The sequence below is a fragment of the Thalassolituus alkanivorans genome, assembly GCF_020447205.1.
In the GTDB taxonomy this organism is placed as follows: Bacteria; Pseudomonadota; Gammaproteobacteria; order Pseudomonadales; family Oceanobacteraceae; genus Venatoribacter; species Venatoribacter alkanivorans.
This window is the reverse complement of the sequence record NZ_JAJAEL010000039.1, coordinates 183,290-203,252: the sequence shown is the minus strand read 5'-3', so window position 1 is coordinate 203,252 and position 19,963 is coordinate 183,290. Positions and strand designations below refer to the sequence as shown.

Here is a 19,963-nt window from a genome sequence, read left to right as displayed (position 1 = left end):
TCGAACGCTACCGCTGCACCGCCCCATACTTCGGAACATACGCGGGTCAGAGCCGCAGTCAGAGTGGTTTTACCGTGGTCAACGTGACCGATAGTACCAACGTTTACGTGGGGTTTTGAACGTTCAAACGTTTCCTTTGCCACAGCCAAGTCCTCATAAAAGTCTGATGATCCGGCGGGCAGGATCCGTAATCCTGGCACGCCCATAAGGGCCGCAATCATACCCCGGAAGGCAAAACTGTCAACTCCCGGCCTGTTATTTCACAGCAGATACGTCAGCCGATGAACCCGGCAGCGGCGCAACACGGATAACTGAGCGGCTGAAATTGCTTATTTTTCAGTCTGCAGCGCAAATTTCTTGGTAAAACCTGCCTCTGCAGATCAAAAACGACGAGAAAAAGGAGGAGAAAACAGGTAAAGTAGCGCGCGAATTTTGTCTCTGCTAACCGAGTAATGTTATGACAGATCTTTCCTTATACAGAAACATTGGTATTTTCGCCCACGTTGATGCGGGCAAAACGACCACCACCGAACGTATCCTGAAGCTGACCGGTAAAATCCACCGTCTGGGCGAAGTACACGATGGCGAATCCACCACCGACTTCATGGAACAGGAAGCTGAACGCGGTATTACCATTCAGTCTGCGGCGGTAAGCTGTTTCTGGAACGGCCACCGTTTCAACGTTATTGACACCCCTGGACACGTTGACTTCACCGTTGAAGTATATCGTTCCCTGAAAGTACTGGACGGCGGTATCGGCGTATTCTGTGGTTCAGGTGGTGTTGAGCCACAATCTGAAACCAACTGGCGCTATGCGAACGACTCAGAAGTATCCCGTCTGATCTTCGTTAACAAGCTGGACCGTCTGGGTGCAGATTTCATGCGCGTTGTTGACCAGGTACGTAACGTACTGGGCGCAAACCCGCTGATCATGGTTCTGCCTATCGGCCGCGAAGATGAGTTCGTTGGTGTTGTTGACCTGCTGAGCCGCAAGGCGTTTGTATGGGACGATTCTGGCCAGCCAGAAAACTACACCGTACAGGACGTGCCAGCCGACATGGTTGACGACGTTGAAATGTACCGTGAACAGCTGATTGAATCTGCTGTTGAAATGGACGACGACCTGATGATGGCTTACATGGAAGGCGAAGAGCCATCTATTGAAGACATCAAGCGCTGCATCCGTATCGGTACCCGCGACCTGAAATTCTTCCCGACCTACTGTGGTTCTGCCTTTAAGAACAAAGGCATGCAGCTGCTGCTGGACGCGGTTGTAGATTACCTGCCGGCTCCTACTGAAGTTGAGCCTCAGGATCTGACCGACGAAGAAGGTAACCCGACTGGCCAGAAAGCTATCGTTTCTGCTGATGAGCCACTGCGCGCCCTGGCGTTCAAGATCATGGACGACCGTTTCGGCGCCCTGACCTTTATCCGTATTTACTCTGGTGTAATGCGCAAAGGCGATACCGTACTGAACAGCTTCACCGGTAAAACCGAGCGTATCGGCCGTATGGTTGAGATGCAGGCTAACGAACGTAACGAAATCGATTACGCTCAGGCTGGTGACATCCTTGCCGTTGTTGGTATGAAGAACGTTCAGACTGGTCATACCCTGTGTGATCCTAAGCACGAATGTACCCTGGAAGCCATGGTGTTCCCTGAGCCGGTAATCTCTATCGCAGTACAGCCTAAAGATAAAGGCGCTGTTGATAAGATGGGTATTGCGATCGGTAAAATGGTTGCTGAAGATCCGACCTTCCAGGTTGAGACTGACGAAGACTCAGGCGAAACAATTCTGAAAGGTATGGGCGAACTGCACCTGGATATTAAAGTCGACATTCTGAAGCGTACTTACGGTGTTGAACTGATCGTTGGTCAGCCACAGGTTGCTTACCGCGAAACCATCACCAAGCCAATCGAAGACAGCTACACCCACAAGAAGCAGTCTGGTGGTTCTGGCCAGTACGGTAAGATCGATTACCGTATCCGTCCTGCTGAGCCAGGTACCGGCTTCAAGTTCACCTCTTCTGTTGTGGGCGGTAACGTACCTAAAGAATTCTGGCCTGCGGTTGAGAAAGGCTTCCGTCTGATGATGGCTGAAGGTCCTCTGGCCGGCTTCCAGGTTCTGGACGTTGAAGTTGAACTGTTCGACGGTTCTTACCACGCGGTTGACTCCTCGGCGATCGCGTTCGAAATCGCTGCGAAAGGCGCTTTCCGTCAGTCCATGCCAAAAGCTGGCGCTCAGCTGCTGGAACCAATCATGAAAGTGGACGTGTTCACTCCGGAAGATCACGTTGGTGATGTTATCGGTGACCTGAACCGTCGTCGCGGCATGATCAAGGATCAGGAAGCTGGCGTGACTGGCGTTCGCATCAAGGCAGACGTACCGCTGTCCGAAATGTTCGGTTACATCGGTCACCTGCGTACCATGACTTCTGGCCGTGGCCAGTTCTCCATGGAATTCTCTCACTACATGCCATGCCCGGCTAACGTAGCAGAGAAAGTGATCGCAGAAGCCAAAGCACGTAAAGAAGCAGCTAAGTAATTAGCCGCTGATTAAAGAACCCGCCCGGCGTAAGCCGCGCGGGTTTTTTATTGCCTGCGCAGCGAAGCAAAAAAACGACGAAGCGACAAATCACAGGCATAAAAAAAGCCCGCATAATGCGGACTTCAGACCTACTATGCCAGCCAGCCTACAGACTCAGGCGGTCACAGATAATCGGCTCAGAATCCAGAGGCAGGCATAAAAAAACCGGGCAGAGCCCGGTTTTTTTTATAGCAGGATATCGAATTATTCGATGATCTTAGCTACAACGCCGGCACCAACAGTACGACCGCCTTCACGGATCGCAAAACGCAGACCTTCATCCATCGCGATCGGAGCGATCAGAGTGATGGTCAGCTTAACGTTGTCACCTGGCATTACCATCTCAACGCCTTCTGGCAGCTCACAAGCACCAGTTACGTCAGTGGTACGGAAGTAGAACTGTGGACGGTAACCTTTGAAGAATGGAGTGTGACGACCACCTTCATCTTTACCCAGTACGTATACTTCAGATTCGAACTTGGTGTGAGGAGTGATAGAACCTGGCTTCGCCAGAACCTGACCACGCTCAACTTCGTCACGCTTGGTACCACGCAGCAGAACACCTACGTTCTCACCAGCACGGCCTTCGTCCAGGATCTTACGGAACATCTCAACACCGGTACAGGTAGTCTTGATGGTCTCCTTGATACCGATGATGGACAGTTCTTCACCAGTGCGAACGATACCACGCTCAACACGGCCGGTAACAACAGTACCACGACCCTGGATAGAGAATACGTCTTCGATTGGCATCAGGAAGGCGCCGTCGATAGCACGCTCTGGCTCAGGAATGTAAGAATCCAGAGTTTCTACCAGCTTCTTAACAGCGGTAGTACCCATTTCGTTCTCGTCTTCGCCGTTCAGGGCCATCAGGGCAGAACCTGGGATGATTGGAGTGTCGTCGCCTGGGAAGTCGTATTCAGACAGCAGGTCACGCAGTTCCATTTCAACCAGTTCCAGCATCTCTGCGTATTCTTCAGAATCGGCACCGCCGCAATCTTCAGCCAGCAGGTCAGCTTTGTTCAGGAATACAACGATGTAAGGTACACCAACCTGACGGGACAGCAGGATGTGTTCACGGGTCTGAGGCATTGGGCCGTCAGTAGAACCACATACCAGAATCGCGCCGTCCATCTGCGCAGCACCGGTGATCATGTTTTTAACATAGTCAGCGTGGCCCGGGCAGTCTACGTGTGCGTAGTGACGGTTCGGAGATTCGTATTCTACGTGGGAGGTAGAAATGGTGATACCACGCTCACGCTCTTCAGGAGCATTGTCGATACCGTCGAACGCTACCGCTGCACCGCCCCATACTTCGGAACATACGCGGGTCAGAGCCGCAGTCAGAGTGGTTTTACCGTGGTCAACGTGACCGATAGTACCCACGTTTACGTGGGGTTTGGAACGTTCAAACGTTTCCTTAGCCATAGAACACCTCGTTCAATATCGTAAATGATTAAGCTCTTGTAATAATTGCTTCGGCCACACTGGATGGTGCTTCCGAATATTTTTCAAATTCCATGGAATAGGTCGCACGGCCCTGAGAGGCGGAGCGCAGATCGGTCGCATAACCGAACATCTCTGCCAGTGGTACGCTGGCATCAACCACCTTGCCTGAAGGGGTATCGTCCATTCCAGAAATCAAGCCACGACGACGATTCAGGTCGCCCACCACATCACCCATGTAATCTTCAGGGGTTACAACTTCAACTTTCATCATTGGCTCAAGCAGCACGGCTTTGCCCTTCTCTGAAAGTTGCTTTGTGGCTTGTGAGGCAGCAATTTTAAATGCCATCTCATTCGAGTCAACGTCATGGTATGAGCCGTCGATCAGCGTTGCTTTCAGGCCCAGTAATGGGTAACCCGCCAGAACACCGTTCTTCATCTGCTCAGCAATACCTTTTTCAACCGCCGGGATGTATTCACGCGGAATAGCACCACCAACGATTTCGTTAACAAACTCCAGCCCTTCCTGATCGGATGGCTCGAATCTGATAACAACATGACCATACTGGCCACGCCCACCGGACTGCTTGGCGAACTTGTTGTTGATCTCTACCGTGGCAGTGATCTTTTCACGGTAAGCAACCTGAGGCTTACCAACGTTCGCTTCCACTTTGAACTCACGACGCATACGGTCGACGATGATGTCCAGGTGTAACTCACCCATACCGGAGATAATGGTCTGGCCGGTTTCTTCGTCGGTTTCGACACGGAAGGACGGGTCTTCCTGAGCAAGCTTGCCCAGTGCAACGCCCATCTTTTCCTGGTCCGCTTTCGACTTAGGCTCAACCGCAACCGAAATTACCGGATCCGGGAATTCCATGCGTTCGAGGGTGATGCGCTTGTCCTGGTCACACAGGGTATCCCCGGTAGTGACATCTTTCAGGCCAATCAGTGCGGCAATATCGCCGGCACGGACTTCTTTAATTTCTTCTCGGGCATTGGCGTGCATCTGCACCATACGGCCAACACGCTCGCGCTTACCTTTTACCGGGTTATAAACAGCATCACCGGAATTCAGTACCCCGGAATAAACACGGATAAATGTCAGGGTACCAACAAAGGGATCGGTGGCAATTTTAAATGCCAGCGCAGAGAACGGCTCTTCATCAGATGCTTCACGAACCGCAACGGTTTCGGCCGCATCATCGAGAATACCTTCGATCGCTTTAACTTCGGTCGGGGATGGCATGAACTCAACAACAGCGTCCAGCACCGCCTGCACACCTTTATTTTTAAAGGCGGAACCACAGGTGACCAATACGATCTCGCCGGCCAGCGTCTGTTGACGCAGCGCAGCTTTAATTTCGTCCTCGGAAAGCTCTTCGCCTTCGAGGTATTTGTTCATCAGCTCATCATTGGCTTCGGCTGCGGCTTCAATCAGCTTCTCGCGCCATTCGGCGGCGACATCGGCCAGCTCTGCAGGGATCTCTTCATAACTGAAGGTCATGCCCTGATCAGCTTCACTCCAGCTGATGGCTTTCATTTTGATCAGGTCAACAACGCCACGGAAATTGTCTTCCGTACCGATGTTGATCTGAATAGGTACAGCATTGGCGTTGAGACGATCTTTAAGTTGCTTAACAACCATAAAGAAGTCTGCACCGGCGCGGTCCATCTTGTTCACGAAGACCATACGCGGTACTTCGTACTTGTTGGCCTGACGCCACACAGTCTCAGTCTGAGGCTGTACGCCCGAGGATCCACACAGCACCACCACCGCACCATCCAGAACCCGCAGGGAACGTTCTACTTCAATAGTGAAGTCAACGTGTCCCGGAGTATCAATGATGTTGATACGGTGTTGCTCGAACTGTTGCGCCATGCCCGACCAGAAACAGGTGGTAGCAGCAGAAGTAATGGTGATACCACGCTCCTGCTCCTGCTCCATCCAGTCCATTGTGGCTGCGCCATCATGCACCTCACCAATTTTGTGAGAAACACCGGTGTAAAACAGTACTCGCTCCGTGGTTGTGGTTTTACCCGCATCCACGTGAGCACAAATACCAATGTTGCGGTAACGCTCAATGGGAGTTGTGCGTGCCACTGTGCAGTCCTCGAATCAATTAAAAGCGGTAGTGAGAGAAAGCCTTGTTCGCTTCAGCCATGCGGTGAACATCTTCACGCTTCTTAACGGCTGAACCTTTACCTTCACAGGCTTCCATCATTTCATTAGCCAGGCGCTGAGCCATGGACTTCTCACCACGCTTACGTGCTGCATCTACCAGCCAGCGCATTGCCAGCGCCTGACGACGTGAAGGACGAACTTCCACAGGTACCTGATAGGTTGCACCACCAACACGGCGGCTTTTAACTTCAACCAGTGGCTGGATGGATTCTAATGCTTTTTCAAACATTTCCAGCGGATCGCCACCTTGTTTCTGAGCCATGGTATCCAGTGCGCCATAAACGATTTTCTCGGCGATGGATTTTTTACCACTGATCATTACGTGGTTCATAAATTTTGCCAGTGTAACGTTTCCGAACTTCGGATCTGGCAGGATCTCGCGCTTCGCAGCGACGCGTCTTCTTGGCATGATAAGCCCTCTTAGGTCTTCAGGTCAGTCTGAGCATCCTGATTCAACGATCAACTCAGCCTTACTCTTATCCAAGTCTTAAGAAATTATTTCTTAGGACGTTTTGCACCGTACTTAGAACGGGCTTGTTTACGATTCGCAACACCGGAAGTATCCAGAGAGCCGCGAACAGTGTGGTAACGAACACCTGGCAAGTCTTTTACACGACCGCCACGGATCAGAACAACACTGTGTTCCTGCAGGTTGTGACCTTCACCACCGATGTAGGAAGACACTTCGAAACCATTCGTCAAACGCACACGACATACTTTACGCAGTGCCGAGTTAGGCTTTTTCGGAGTGGTAGTATATACACGGGTACATACGCCACGACGCTGAGGACACGCCTGCAGTGCAGGTACGTCACTCTTAGCCACTTTGCGTTTACGAGGCTGACGAACCAACTGGTTGATTGTAGCCATTTAGCAAACTCCAATTATCACTAACAAAAACGCCAGAAAATTCTGACGCAATAAAAGGGGCCGGAAGGATAATCCTCCCAGCCCCAGTCGTCAAGCCATTGATTGTTTTACAACCAACGACTTACTTATCGCTGAAAGCTTCGCTGAACTTAGCTTCCATTTCGTCGGCCGATACATTCATACCAGCCGGCGTAGTCTTGAGGCGATCGTTCTCACGGGTCTGACGCTTGCGCTTACGCTCAGCGTGATAAGCAAGACCAGTACCCGCAGGGATCAGTCGACCCACAACCACGTTTTCTTTCAGGCCGCGCAGGTGGTCAACCTTACCGGTTACCGCACCTTCAGTCAGTACGCGGGTAGTCTCCTGGAAGGAGGCCGCGGAGATGAAGGATTCGGTCGCCAGCGAGGCCTTGGTGATACCCAGCAGCACACGTTCGCCTTTCGCAGTGATCTTACCAGCTGCTTCCAGTTTCTCGTTTTCTTCGAGGAACGCAGAGTATTCAACCTGATCACCCGGGATAAAGGAGCTGTCACCGTTTTCGGTGATCAGTACCTTACGCAGCATCTGACGCACAATTACTTCGATGTGCTTATCATCGATGCCTACACCCTGGAGGCGGTAAACTTCCTGAACTTCGTTGGTGATGTACATCGCCAGATCGCCCACGCTCTTCAGACGCAGAATATCGTGCGGGTTCATCGGGCCGTCAGAGATAACCTCACCCTTCTCAACCTGTTCACCTTCGAACACGTTCATGTGACGCCACTTGTGGATCAGCTCTTCATATGGCTCGCCGCCATTGTTCGGAGTGATCACCAGACGCTTCTTACCTTTAGTCTCTTTACCGAAGCTCACAGTACCGGTGATCTCCGCCAGAATGGCAGGTTCTTTCGGCTTACGGGCTTCGAACAGATCCGCTACGCGTGGCAGACCACCGGTGATGTCCTTGTTACCGGACGATTCCTGAGGAATACGTGCGATGACGTCACCCACGGCCACTTCGGTACCATTTTCATGGTTCACCAGAGCGTTGGCTGGCAGCATGTACTGCGCCGGAGTATTGGTACCCGGCAGGATCACGTCTTTACCGGACGCATCCACCAGTTTCACCATCGGGCGGATGTCCTTACCAGCCGCCGGACGATCTTTAGGATCGATGACTTCGATATTGGACAGACCGGTCAACTCGTCGGTCTGACGGTTGATGGTGATACCTTCTTCCATACCCACGAATTCGATACGACCTTTTACTTCGGTCACAATCGGGTGGGTGTGCGGATCCCAGCTGGCCACTTTCTGACCGGCTTCAACTTTCTGGCCATCCTGGACGCTGATCACAGCACCGTATGGCAGCTTGTACAGTTCGCGCTCACGACCGTGCTCATCGGCAACAGCAATGGAACCGGAACGGGATACAGCAACCAGATCGCCGTTTTCTTTAACAACGGTCTTCAGGTTATGCAGACGGATGGTACCGCTGTTTTTCACCTGAACACTGTCAGCTGCAGAAGAACGCGATGCCGCACCACCAATGTGGAACGTACGCATGGTCAGCTGTGTACCTGGCTCACCGATCGACTGAGCAGCAATAACACCAACCGCTTCACCTACGTTCACCTGATGTCCGCGACCCAGGTCACGACCGTAACAGGAAGAACAGATACCGACACGGCTCTGACAGGTAATGGCGGAGCGCACACGCACTTCGTCGATACCTTCAGATTCAATGGTCTGTACCCAGGCTTCGTCGATCAGAGTACCGGCTGGCACAACGATGTCGCCTTCAGCACCCGGCTTGTATACGTCAGTCGCAATTACACGACCCAGGATACGATCACCCAGTGCCACAACCACGTCACCGCCTTCGATCAGCGGAGTCATGATCAGACCCTGTTCGGTACCACAATCCTGCTCGGTAACCACCAGATCCTGCGCTACGTCAACCAGACGACGGGTCAGGTAACCGGAGTTCGCAGTTTTCAGAGCGGTATCCGCCAGACCTTTACGCGCACCGTGAGTCGAGGTGAAGTACTGCAGTACGTTCAGACCTTCACGGAAGTTCGCCACAATCGGCGTTTCGATGATGGAGCCGTCCGGCTTCGCCATCAGACCACGCATACCGGCCAGCTGACGGATCTGAGCCGGGCTACCACGAGCACCGGAGTCAGCCATCATGTAGACGGAGTTGAAAGATTCCTGATCCACTTCGTTACCGTCGCGGTCGATCACTTTCTCTTTACCCAGGTTATCCATCATCGCCTTCGCTACCAGTTCGTTAGCGCGCGACCAGATGTCGATAACCTTGTTGTATTTTTCGCCGTGGGTAACCAGACCGGAAGCAAACTGGCTTTCGATCTCTTTTACTTCAGCGTCAGCGTTAGCAACGATTTCTGCTTTCTCATCCGGAATAACGAAATCGTTCACACCGATAGAAGAACCGGAACGGGTTGCATACTGGAAGCCGGTATACATAACCTGGTCAGCGAAAACGACGGTGTCCTTCAGACCCACACGGCGGTACGCGGTGTTGATCATGTTGGAGATCGCTTTCTTCTTCATCGGGCGGTTGATCAGTTCAAACGGCAGACCTTTTGGTACGATGCGGAACAGCAGTGCACGACCGATAGTGGTATCAACCACTTTGGTTTCAGACTGCTCGTTGCCCTGCTCGTCAACCAGAGTTTCGGTGATACGCACTTTAACCTTGGCCTGCAGGTGCGCAGAACCGGTCTGATAAGCGCGGGTCACTTCGTCCAGGTCAGCCAGGAACATACCTTCGCCTTTAGCGTTAATACGTTCACGGGTCATCCAGTACAGACCCAGTACCACGTCCTGAGAAGGAACGATGATTGGCTCACCGTTAGCAGGAGACAGTACGTTGTTGGTTGCCATCATCAGCGCGCGGGCTTCCAGCTGCGCTTCGATAGTAAGCGGTACGTGTACCGCCATCTGGTCACCGTCGAAGTCAGCGTTATAAGCCGCACACACCAGTGGGTGCAGCTGGATCGCTTTACCTTCGATCAGCTGAGGTTCGAACGCCTGAATACCCAAACGGTGCAGTGTTGGTGCACGGTTCAGCATGACCGGGTGTTCCCGGATAACGTCAGCCAGGATATCCCAGACTTCTGCGGTTTCGCGCTCAACCATTTTCTTCGCAGCTTTAATGGTTGTCGCCAGACCACGGTGTTCCAGTTTGCTGAAGATGAACGGCTTGAACAGTTCCAGAGCCATTTTCTTTGGCAGACCACACTGATGCAGGCGCAGCTGTGGACCAACGGTAATTACCGAACGGCCAGAGTAGTCAACGCGCTTACCCAGCAGGTTCTGACGGAAACGACCCTGCTTACCTTTGATCATGTCAGCCAGAGACTTCAGCGGACGCTTGTTGGAACCGGTGATGGCACGGCCACGACGGCCGTTATCCAGCAGCGCATCCACAGCTTCCTGCAGCATACGCTTTTCGTTGCGTACGATGATGTCCGGAGCATTCAGCTCCAGCAGGCGCTTCAGACGGTTGTTACGGTTGATCACACGACGGTACAGATCGTTCAGATCGGAGGTCGCAAAACGGCCACCATCCAGCGGTACCAGCGGACGCAGATCCGGTGGCAGTACTGGCAGTACAGACATGATCATCCACTTCGGATCGTTACCGGAGTGGTGGAAAGCTTCCAGCAGCTTCAGGCGCTTGGACAGCTTCTTGATCTTGGTTTCAGAGCTGGTTGTCGGAATTTCTTCACGCAGACGCTGAACTTCTTCGCCCAGTTCGATCTGGCCGAGCAGTGCCTGAATAGCTTCCGCACCCATTTTGGCTTCGAACTCGTCACCAAACTCTTCGATCGCTTCGTAGTACTGTTCGTCGCTCAGCAGCTGACCCACGTCGAGAGTGGTCATGCCAGGCTCGGTTACTACGAATGATTCATAGTACAGAATACGTTCGATATCGCGCAGCGTCATATCCAGCATCAGACCGATACGGGATGGCAGCGACTTCAGGAACCAGATGTGAGCAACCGGGGAAGCCAGCTCAATGTGGCCCATACGCTCACGGCGTACTTTGGCCTGAGTTACTTCAACGCCACACTTCTCACAGATTACGCCGCGGTGCTTCAGACGCTTGTACTTACCACACAGACATTCGTAATCTTTGATAGGACCAAAGATACGCGCACAGAACAGACCGTCACGCTCAGGCTTGAACGTACGGTAGTTAATGGTTTCCGGCTTTTTAACTTCGCCGAAAGACCAGGAACGAATCATCTCTGGCGAGGCGAGTCCGATGCGGATGGCGTCAAACTCGTCAGCGTTGTTCTGATTACGCAGAAAATTGACTAAGTCTTTCATATTTTGCTCCGTTTGGAGTCAGGCTCAGGCGGCTTCCGCCACCTGAACACTGCTCATCCGCTTATTCGTTTTCCAGTTCGATGTCGATGCCCAGTGAGCGGATCTCTTTAACCAGTACGTTAAAGGATTCCGGCATACCGGCTTCCATACGGTGGTCGCCATCCACGATGTTTTTATACATCTTGGTACGGCCGGCCACGTCATCGGATTTAACAGTAAGCATTTCCTGCAGAGTGTAAGCGGCACCGTATGCTTCCAGTGCCCACACTTCCATCTCCCCGAAACGCTGACCACCGAACTGTGCTTTACCGCCAAGCGGCTGCTGGGTAACCAGACTGTAAGAACCGGTCGAACGGGCGTGCATCTTGTCGTCAACCAGGTGGTTCAGTTTCAGCATGTACATGTAACCTACGGTTACCTGACGGTCGAAGGCTTCGCCAGTGCGACCATCGTACAGCGTCATCTGACCGGAATCCGGCAGATCGGCCAGACGCAGCATACGCTTGATTTCGGCTTCTTTCGCACCGTCAAACGCTGGTGTTGCCATTGGCACACCGCCACGCAGGTTGTTACCCAGTTCCAGAATTTCAGCATCGCTGAAGCTGTCAAAGTCTTCGACGCGGCCATCACCACCGTTGTAGATCTCGTTCAGCAGTTCACGCAGCTTGGCGATTTCCTGCTGTTCTTTGATCATGCGGTCGATTTTCTCGCCCAGACCTTTGGCTGCCAGACCCAGGTGGATCTCCATGATCTGACCCACGTTCATACGCGACGGTACACCCAGCGGGTTCAGACAGATGTCCACGGCCACGCCGTTTTCATCGTATGGCATATCTTCGATTGGCTTGATCGCAGAGATAACACCTTTGTTACCGTGACGACCCGCCATCTTGTCACCAGGCTGGATCTTACGTTTGATTGCCAGGTAAACCTTAACAATCTTCAGTACGCCAGGAGCCAGGTCATCGCCGGTCTGCAGCTTGCGCTTCTTGTCTTCGAACTTGTCATCCAGCTGCTTGCGACGCTCGGCCAGAGATTTCTCGGCAACGTCCAGCATTTCCGCCAGTGCTTCGTCCTGTGGCAGGATCTTGAACCACTGATCGGCTTCCAGAGACTGCAGGTACTCTTGAGTCAGGCTGTCGCCTTTCTTCAGGCCAGGAGCAGCATTCACTACAGCACCGTTCAGGGCACGCTGCAGACGCTCGTAGGTAGCACCTTTAACGATACGCATTTCTTCGTTCAGATCTTTGCGGACTTCGTCCAGCTGCATCTGTTCGATTTCCAGCGCACGCTGGTCTTTTTCCACGCCATCACGGGTGAAGACCTGTACGTCGATTACGGTACCGGTGGTGCCGGTCTTAACGCGCAGAGAGGTATCTTTTACGTCAGAGGCTTTTTCACCGAAGATCGCACGCAGCAGTTTTTCTTCCGGAGTCAGCTGGGTTTCGCCTTTCGGAGTTACCTTACCAACCAGGATGTCGCCAGGCTTAACTTCAGCACCGATATAAACGATACCGGACTCGTCCAGTTTACCCAGAGCAGCTTCACCCACGTTCGGAATATCCGACGTGATTTCTTCTGCGCCCAGTTTGGTGTCACGCGCCACACAGGTCAGTTCCTGAATGTGGATGGTGGTCAGGCGATCTTCCTGAGACACACGCTCGGACAGCAGGATGGAGTCTTCGTAGTTGTAACCGTTCCACGGCATGAAGGCGATACGGAAGTTCTGGCCCAGAGCCAGCTCACCCAGGTCAACGGACGGACCGTCAGCCATGATGTCGCCACGTTCAATGCTGTCACCGGCTTTCACCAGCGGACGCTGATTGATGCAGGTGTTCTGGTTAGAACGGGTGTATTTGGTCAGATTGTAGATGTCGACACCGGCTTCACCAGCAACGGTTTCGTCATCGTTCACTTTTACCACGATACGGGAGGCGTCAACGGAGTCAATCACACCGCCACGTTTGGCCACAACACACACACCGGAGTCAGCCGCTACAGAACGTTCCATACCGGTACCCACCAGAGGCTTCTCTGATTTCAGGGTCGGAACGGCCTGACGCTGCATGTTCGATCCCATCAATGCGCGGTTGGCGTCATCGTGTTCGAGGAACGGGATCAGGGATGCAGCGATGGACACAACCTGCTGCGGAGATACGTCCTGCAGGGTTACGTTGTCCGGAGACATCACGGTGAATTCGTTCTGATGACGAACAGAAATCAGGTCGCCCTGCAGCTTGCCGTTTTCATCAGTTTCAACCGAAGCCTGTGCAATAACGTAATCCGCTTCTTCAATAGCAGATACGTAGATGATCTCATCGGTCACAACACCTTCAACAACACGACGGTACGGAGTTTCGAGGAAACCGTATTCGTTGGTGCGGGCATAAGATGCCAGAGAGTTGATCAGACCAATGTTCGGACCTTCAGGCGTTTCAATAGGACATACGCGACCGTAGTGAGTCGCGTGTACGTCACGCACTTCGAAGCCTGCGCGTTCACGGGTCAGACCGCCAGGTCCAAGAGCAGAAATACGACGCTTGTGAGTTACCTCAGACAGCGGGTTGTTCTGGTCCATAAACTGAGACAGCTGAGAGGAGCCGAAGAATTCTTTAACGGCTGCCGCAACCGGCTTGGCGTTGATCAGATCCTGAGGCATCAGGCCTTCAGATTCTGCCATAGACAGACGCTCACGTACCGCACGCTCAACACGTACCAGACCTACGCGGAACTGGTTTTCGGCCATTTCGCCCACAGAACGGATACGACGGTTACCCAGGTGGTCGATGTCGTCAACGATGCCTTTACCGTTACGGATATCGATCAGGGTTTTCATAACCGCGATGATGTCTTCTTTATCCAGCGTGCCGGCACCGGTGATTTCTTCACGGCCGATACGACGGTTGAACTTCATGCGACCAACCGCAGACAGATCGTAGCGCTCGTCACTGAAGAACAGGTTTTCGAACAGCGCTTCGGCACTTTCTTTTGTTGGTGGCTCACCAGGACGCATCATGCGGTAGATTTCAACCAGCGCTTCCAGAGCGTTGCTGGTCGGATCGGCACGCAGGGTGTCAGACATGAACGAACCGCAGTCCAGTTCATTGGTGTAAATGGTTTCAAACTCTTTGATGCCGGAAGCAGCCATTTTGGCCAGCAATTCAACAGTCACTTCACTGTTGGCTGCTGCCAGAACTTCACCGCTCTTCTGATCAACGATGTCTTTTGCCATGGATTTACCCAGCAGGTAATCCACAGGTACTGCCAGCTCTTCAACGTTAGCTTTTTCCAGCTGACGGATATGGCGGGCAGTAATACGACGGGTGCCTTCAACGATCACATTGCCGTCATTGTCTTTGATATCGAACGCAGCAGTTTCACCACGCAGACGCGCCGGGATCAGCTTCAGCATGGCACCGTCGTCGGTCAGACGGTAGCTGTCGTTTTCAAAGAAGGTCGCCAGGATTTCTTCAGTAGAGAAGCCCAGAGCGCGCAGCAGAATAGATGCAGGCAGCTTACGACGGCGGTCGATACGAACGAAGACCAGGTCTTTCGGATCGAACTCGAAGTCCAGCCATGAACCACGGTAAGGAATAACGCGGGCGTTATACAGCAGCTTACCGGAAGAATGGGTTTTACCTTTGTCGTGATCGAAGAACACACCAGGAGAACGGTGCAGCTGAGACACGATCACGCGCTCGGTACCGTTAACGATAAAGGTACCGTTGTCAGTCATCAGGGGCATTTCACCCATGTAGACTTCTTGTTCTTTAATGTCTTTGATGGCTTTGGTCGAAGATTCTTTATCGTAAATAATCAGACGAACCTTGACGCGCAGCGGTGCAGCGTAGGTAACACCACGCAACATACACTCTTTTTCATCAAAGGTAGGGGTACCGAGGCGGTAGCTCACGTACTCCAGAGCCGCATTCCCGGAATAACTTACAATTGGGAAGACAGATTTAAATGCTGCATGAAGACCAATATCGATACGGTCCTCAGCGAATGCCCCCTCTTGCAAGAATTTGCGATAGGAGTCGATTTGAATGGCCAACAGGTATGGCACATCCATGACACTCGGTAATTTACCGAAATCCTTACGGATACGTTTTTTCTCAGTATATGAGTAAGCCATCAGTTATCCCCGGACTGTTTCCTCGATTGGGCGTTACACCCATGGCTCAAGGACTTGCCTTGCGTTTGAACCCAGCAGTATGCCAGCGTGCTCACGAATTCCATAACGTGAAAAAGGCCGACGGGAAAAACCCGTCAGCCGGTTGCCGCGCTCAGAATCTGGCGCGGCAAAAGCATCTTTGCAATGAATTGCAAATTACTTGATCTCGACCAGAGCACCAGCCGCTTCAAGAGTTGCTTTAGCAGCTTCAGCGTCTTCTTTAGAAACGCCTTCTTTAACAGTTGCTGGAGCACCATCAACCATTGCTTTAGCTTCTTTCAGGCCCAGACCAGTCAGTTCACGTACTGCTTTGATTACGTTAACTTTCTTGTCGCCAGCACCGCTCAGGATTACGTCGAATTCTGATTGTGCTTCAGCAGCACCAGCGTCGCCGCCAGCAGCTGGACCAGCAACTACTGCAGCTGCAGCAGATACGCCGAATTTTTCTTCCATCGCAGAAACCAGTTCTACAACGTCCATTACGGACATTTCAGCGATAGCGTTGATGATATCTTCTTTAGTCAGTGACATGAGACTATTCCTAAATTTAATGGAGCAAAGTGCTCGTTAAATCGTTGTAAGATCCACCTGAAATCAGGCAGCTTGTTCTTTCTGGTCGCGGATAGCAGCAATGGTACGAACCAGTTTGCCTGCAGACGCTTCTTTCATGACGCTCATCAGTTTCGCGATAGCTTCGTCGTAAGTCGGCAGAGTTGCCAGCATGTCGATAGAAACTACGGAACCTTCGAAAGCACCGGCTTTCAGCTCAAACTTGCTGTTCTGCTTAGCGAACTCTTTAAAGATACGGGCAGCCGCACCTGGGTGTTCGGTAGAGAAAGCAATCAGGCTTGGGCCAACGAGGACGTCAGTCAGACACTCGTATGGGGTACCTTCAACAGCACGGCGAGCCAGAGTGTTACGGACGACTTTCATCCAAACACCAGCTTCACGTGCTTCTTTACGCAGAGCGGTCATGGCGCCTACTGTTACGCCGCGGGAATCCGCAACAACAGCAGACAGAGCACCTTGAGCTGCTTCCTGGACTTCGGCGACAATCGCCTTCTTATCTTCGAGTCCTAAGGCCACGATTAACTCCTAAAAAGTTAAATTGAGCTCAGATGAGCCAGTCTCGGTGTGACAATTCAGAATTCTGAAGGGGCCACACACCATCTACGCAGGAAATATTAAGTGAGGACAAACCAGAGGCTTATCCTCACTCCTGCGGTCTTTGACAGCTGCCACCTGGATAATTTATCCGGCGACAACCCCAAAGATCGTTTGGCTAATCAGTCAGCCCGGATTAAAAATCCAGAGAAGAGTGATCAACCACCAAACCAGGACCCATCGTAGTGCTGATGGTCACTTTCTTCATGTAAACGCCTTTGGCAGAAGAAGGTTTGGCTTTTTTCAGGTCAGCCAGCAGGGCTGTCAGGTTTTCCTGCAGAGCCTGAGCGGTGAAATCCACTTTACCGATGGTGGTGTGGATAATACCGTTCTTGTCATTGCGGTAGCGCACCTGACCTGCTTTGGCATTTTTAACGGCGGTAGCAACGTCTGGAGTTACAGTACCTACTTTCGGGTTTGGCATCAGGCCACGTGGACCCAGCACCTGACCCAGCATACCTACAACGCGCATTGCATCCGGAGAAGCAATAACAACGTCAAAGTTCAGGTCGCCGCCTTTGATTTTTTCAGCCAGATCGTCCATACCCACTTCATCGGCGCCTGCAGCTTTAGCAGCTTCAGCGTTTGCGCCCTGAGTGAATACAGCAACGCGCATGGTCTTACCGGTGCCGTTTGGCAGTACGGTAGAGCTACGAACGTTCTGATCGGATTTACGTGCATCGATGCCCAGGTTTACGGCAACGTCTACAGATTCTTTGAACTTAACGGTGGACAGTTCACCCAGCAGAGCAGCTGCATCAGCGAAAGAATATACTTTGCCGGCTTCTACTTTCTCTGCGATTGCCTTCTGGCGCTTAGTCAGCTTAGCCATTACTCAACTCCTTCCACGTTCAGACCCATAGCGCGGGCAGAACCAGCGATGGTACGTACCGCTGCATCCATATCGGCTGCAGTCAGGTCTTTCATTTTAACGTTGGCAATTTCTTCCAGCTGAGCACGGTTAACAGTACCGACTTTCACAGTGTTCGGACGAGCAGAACCACTGGTCAGGCCAGCTGCTTTTTTCAGCAGGTAAGATGCAGGAGGAGTTTTCAGTTCGAAGGTGAATGAACGGTCACTGTATGCAGTGATGATCACTGGAACTGGCATGCCAGCTTCCATACCCTGAGTCTGAGCATTGAACGCTTTACAGAATTCCATGATGTTCAGACCTTTCTGACCCAGAGCCGGACCAACTGGTGGACTTGGGTTCGCTTTACCAGCTGCAACCTGCAGCTTGATGTAGCCTTCGACTTTCTTAGCCATGTGTTTTCTCCGAATGGGTATTAACGCACTGACACACCAATGGGGTTCAGCGCTCCCCGACCGGAAATCCGGTCATTTATCAAATGCTCAGCCTGCTTTTTCGACCTGAGTAAATTCCAGCTCGACCGGCGTCGCACGTCCAAAAATCGTTACCGCAACCTGCAGACGGGACTTCTCGTAATCCACACCCTCAACCACACCGTTAAAGTCGGCAAACGGACCATCGGTCACGCGCACAACTTCACCTGGTTCGTAAATGGTTTTATGGGTAGGACGATCTGCACCATCACGCACACGCTGCAGAATGGCATCCGCTTCACGATCAGTGATCGGAGCCGGCTTATCGGCAGTTCCGCCAATAAAGCCCATGACGCGAGGAGTCTGTTTAACCAGGTGCCAGCTCTCGTCATTCATTTCCATCTGAACAAGAACGTAACCCGGATAGAACTTACGCTCGCTCTTACGCTTCTTGCCTTCGCGAACTTCAACTACTTCTTCAGTAGGAACCAGAATATCGCCGAAAAAATCCTGCATACCATGCAGCTCGACGCGCTCTTTCAGAGCATTCTGTACGCGTTTTTCGTAACCTGAGTAGGCGTGTACTACATACCAGCGCATAGCCATTTAAAGCTCCTCAGCCTACCAGCAACGAAACAAGCCAGCCCAACAGAGAATCAAGTCCCCACAGAACCAGCGCCATCAATACCACAACTACCACAACAATCATGGTGGTCTGCGTCGTTTCCTGACGCGTTGGCCACACAACTTTGCGGCGCTCCACATTGGCTTCTTTCAGCAATTGCATAAATGCTTTGCCCTGAGAACTGGTCAGTGCAAAACCAGCACTGATCGCCATCAGAACAATAACACCCAGAACCCGGTACAGCAGGGGCATGTCAGCGTAGACATAGTTACCCACAACGGCAGCAGCGAGAAAAGCTGCAGCCAGCAGCCACTTCAATATATCCAACGGTGATTTACTTGCTTTGCTATCGGTACTCATCACAATTCCCTGAAGCCAAAAATGGCAGCCGAAGCTGCCATTCAAGAATTTGGCAGGCCAGGAGGGACTCGAACCCCCAACACCCGGTTTTGGAGACCGGTGCTCTACCAATTGAACTACTGGCCTAAAGACACTCAATTAGGGCGCCGTAAGTTACAGCACCCCGATTGAATAATCAAGCCTTAACGGTTGATTATTCAATAATTTTTGCTACAACGCCGGCACCAACAGTACGACCGCCTTCACGGATCGCAAAGCGCAGACCTTCATCCATCGCGATTGGAGCGATCAGAGTGATGGTCAGCTTAACGTTGTCACCTGGCATTACCATTTCAACGCCTTCTGGCAGCTCACAAGCACCAGTTACGTCAGTGGTACGGAAGTAGAACTGTGGACGGTAACCTTTAAAGAATGGCGTGTGACGACCACCTTCATCTTTACCCAGTACGTATACTTCAGATTCGAACTTGGTGTGAGGAGTGATAGAACCTGGCTTCGCCAGAACCTGACCACGCTCAACTTCGTCACGCTTGGTACCACGCAGCAGAACACCTACGTTCTCACCAGCACGGCCTTCGTCCAGGATCTTACGGAACATCTCAACACCGGTACAGGTAGTCTTGATGGTCTCCTTGATACCGATGATGGACAGTTCTTCACCAGTGCGAACGATACCACGCTCAACACGGCCGGTAACAACAGTACCACGACCCTGGATAGAGAATACGTCTTCGATTGGCATCAGGAAGGCGCCATCGATAGCACGCTCTGGCTCTGGGATGTAAGAATCCAGAGTTTCTACCAGCTTCTTAACAGCGGTAGTACCCATTTCGTTCTCGTCTTCGCCGTTCAGGGCCATCAGAGCAGAACCCGGGATGATTGGAGTGTCATCGCCTGGGAAGTCGTATTCAGACAGCAGGTCG

15 protein-coding genes and 1 tRNA gene are annotated in these 19,963 nt (G+C 52.1%); 1 reads left to right on the top strand and 15 read right to left on the bottom strand.

Going from position 1 to position 19,963, the window contains the following annotated elements; genetic code table 11:
• A partial coding sequence (locus LGT44_RS16265) for a GTP-binding protein (protein WP_230333662.1) occupies positions 1–143 on the bottom strand: 143 nt, incomplete at its 3' end.
• Positions 144–457: 314 nt separating this feature from the next.
• Here LGT44_RS16265 and fusA (LGT44_RS16260) point away from each other — a divergent pair.
• Positions 458–2,545: an elongation factor G gene (gene fusA / locus LGT44_RS16260; protein ID WP_145471124.1), complete on the top strand. Its 2,088-nt coding sequence runs from the start codon at positions 458–460 to the stop codon at positions 2,543–2,545.
• Between the two features lie 246 nt (positions 2,546–2,791).
• On the opposite strand, the gene tuf is transcribed toward fusA (LGT44_RS16260), so the two are convergent.
• From tuf to LGT44_RS16190, 14 genes are all read right to left on the bottom strand, one after another.
• Positions 2,792–4,015 (bottom strand): elongation factor Tu, encoded by a 1,224-nt coding sequence (gene tuf, locus LGT44_RS16255; protein WP_230332379.1) that lies wholly within the window; start codon positions 4,013–4,015, stop codon positions 2,792–2,794.
• 28 nt (positions 4,016–4,043) lie between these two features.
• Positions 4,044–6,137 (bottom strand): elongation factor G, encoded by a 2,094-nt coding sequence (fusA, locus tag LGT44_RS16250; RefSeq protein WP_145471123.1) that lies wholly within the window; start codon positions 6,135–6,137, stop codon positions 4,044–4,046.
• A gap of 19 nt (positions 6,138–6,156) precedes the next feature.
• Positions 6,157–6,627, bottom strand: a complete 471-nt coding sequence (gene rpsG, locus LGT44_RS16245) for a 30S ribosomal protein S7 (RefSeq protein WP_145471122.1) — start codon at positions 6,625–6,627, stop codon at positions 6,157–6,159.
• Positions 6,628–6,713: 86 nt separating this feature from the next.
• Positions 6,714–7,088 (bottom strand): 30S ribosomal protein S12, encoded by a 375-nt coding sequence (gene rpsL / locus LGT44_RS16240; protein ID WP_145471121.1) that lies wholly within the window; start codon positions 7,086–7,088, stop codon positions 6,714–6,716.
• 121 nt (positions 7,089–7,209) lie between these two features.
• On the bottom strand, positions 7,210–11,433 hold the full coding sequence (gene rpoC / locus LGT44_RS16235) for a DNA-directed RNA polymerase subunit beta' (protein ID WP_145471120.1): 4,224 nt from the start codon (positions 11,431–11,433) through the stop codon (positions 7,210–7,212).
• A gap of 61 nt (positions 11,434–11,494) precedes the next feature.
• On the bottom strand, positions 11,495–15,568 hold the full coding sequence (rpoB, locus tag LGT44_RS16230) for a DNA-directed RNA polymerase subunit beta (RefSeq protein WP_230332378.1): 4,074 nt from the start codon (positions 15,566–15,568) through the stop codon (positions 11,495–11,497).
• Positions 15,569–15,763: 195 nt separating this feature from the next.
• Positions 15,764–16,138: a 50S ribosomal protein L7/L12 gene (rplL, locus tag LGT44_RS16225; RefSeq protein WP_145471118.1), complete on the bottom strand. Its 375-nt coding sequence runs from the start codon at positions 16,136–16,138 to the stop codon at positions 15,764–15,766.
• Positions 16,139–16,201: 63 nt separating this feature from the next.
• Positions 16,202–16,693, bottom strand: a complete 492-nt coding sequence (gene rplJ / locus LGT44_RS16220) for a 50S ribosomal protein L10 (RefSeq protein WP_145471117.1) — start codon at positions 16,691–16,693, stop codon at positions 16,202–16,204.
• Between the two features lie 214 nt (positions 16,694–16,907).
• Entirely contained in the window at positions 16,908–17,603 is a 696-nt protein-coding gene (rplA, locus tag LGT44_RS16215; protein ID WP_145471116.1) for a 50S ribosomal protein L1, read from the bottom strand.
• Positions 17,603–18,037 carry a 50S ribosomal protein L11 gene (gene rplK, locus LGT44_RS16210; RefSeq protein WP_145471115.1) on the bottom strand — a complete coding sequence of 145 codons (435 nt, stop codon included), beginning with the start codon at positions 18,035–18,037 and terminating at the stop codon, positions 17,603–17,605. Before rplK ends, rplA begins: the two co-directional genes overlap by 1 nt.
• 87 nt (positions 18,038–18,124) lie before the next feature.
• The gene (gene nusG, locus LGT44_RS16205) at positions 18,125–18,661 is read right to left on the bottom strand and encodes a transcription termination/antitermination protein NusG (protein ID WP_145471114.1); all 537 of its coding nucleotides are present in this window, start codon (positions 18,659–18,661) and stop codon (positions 18,125–18,127) included.
• Between the two features lie 10 nt (positions 18,662–18,671).
• Complete coding sequence (gene secE, locus LGT44_RS16200; protein ID WP_145471113.1) at positions 18,672–19,040, bottom strand: preprotein translocase subunit SecE; 369 nt, start codon at positions 19,038–19,040, stop codon at positions 18,672–18,674.
• A gap of 50 nt (positions 19,041–19,090) precedes the next feature.
• A tRNA-Trp gene (locus tag LGT44_RS16195) sits at positions 19,091–19,166 on the bottom strand.
• 67 nt (positions 19,167–19,233) lie between these two features.
• Positions 19,234–19,963: EF-Tu C-terminal domain-related protein (locus tag LGT44_RS16190; protein WP_268866499.1), on the bottom strand; the 730-nt coding region annotated here is incomplete at its 5' end.

What these genes read in the sequence shown, in the direction of transcription:
- fusA (WP_145471124.1), top strand. Translation starts at nt 458, where the DNA reads ATGACAGATCTTTCCTTATACAGAAACATTGGTATTTTCGCCCACGTT.
- tuf (WP_230332379.1), bottom strand. Translation starts at nt 4,015, where the DNA reads ATGGCTAAGGAAACGTTTGAACGTTCCAAACCCCACGTAAACGTGGGT.
- rpsG (WP_145471122.1), bottom strand. Translation starts at nt 6,627, where the DNA reads ATGCCAAGAAGACGCGTCGCTGCGAAGCGCGAGATCCTGCCAGATCCG.
- rpsL (WP_145471121.1), bottom strand. Translation starts at nt 7,088, where the DNA reads ATGGCTACAATCAACCAGTTGGTTCGTCAGCCTCGTAAACGCAAAGTG.
- rpoC (WP_145471120.1), bottom strand. Translation starts at nt 11,433, where the DNA reads ATGAAAGACTTAGTCAATTTTCTGCGTAATCAGAACAACGCTGACGAG.
- rpoB (WP_230332378.1), bottom strand. Translation starts at nt 15,568, where the DNA reads ATGGCTTACTCATATACTGAGAAAAAACGTATCCGTAAGGATTTCGGT.
- rplL (WP_145471118.1), bottom strand. Translation starts at nt 16,138, where the DNA reads ATGTCACTGACTAAAGAAGATATCATCAACGCTATCGCTGAAATGTCC.
- rplA (WP_145471116.1), bottom strand. Translation starts at nt 17,603, where the DNA reads ATGGCTAAGCTGACTAAGCGCCAGAAGGCAATCGCAGAGAAAGTAGAA.
- rplK (WP_145471115.1), bottom strand. Translation starts at nt 18,037, where the DNA reads ATGGCTAAGAAAGTCGAAGGCTACATCAAGCTGCAGGTTGCAGCTGGT.
- nusG (WP_145471114.1), bottom strand. Translation starts at nt 18,661, where the DNA reads ATGGCTATGCGCTGGTATGTAGTACACGCCTACTCAGGTTACGAAAAA.
- secE (WP_145471113.1), bottom strand. Translation starts at nt 19,040, where the DNA reads ATGAGTACCGATAGCAAAGCAAGTAAATCACCGTTGGATATATTGAAG.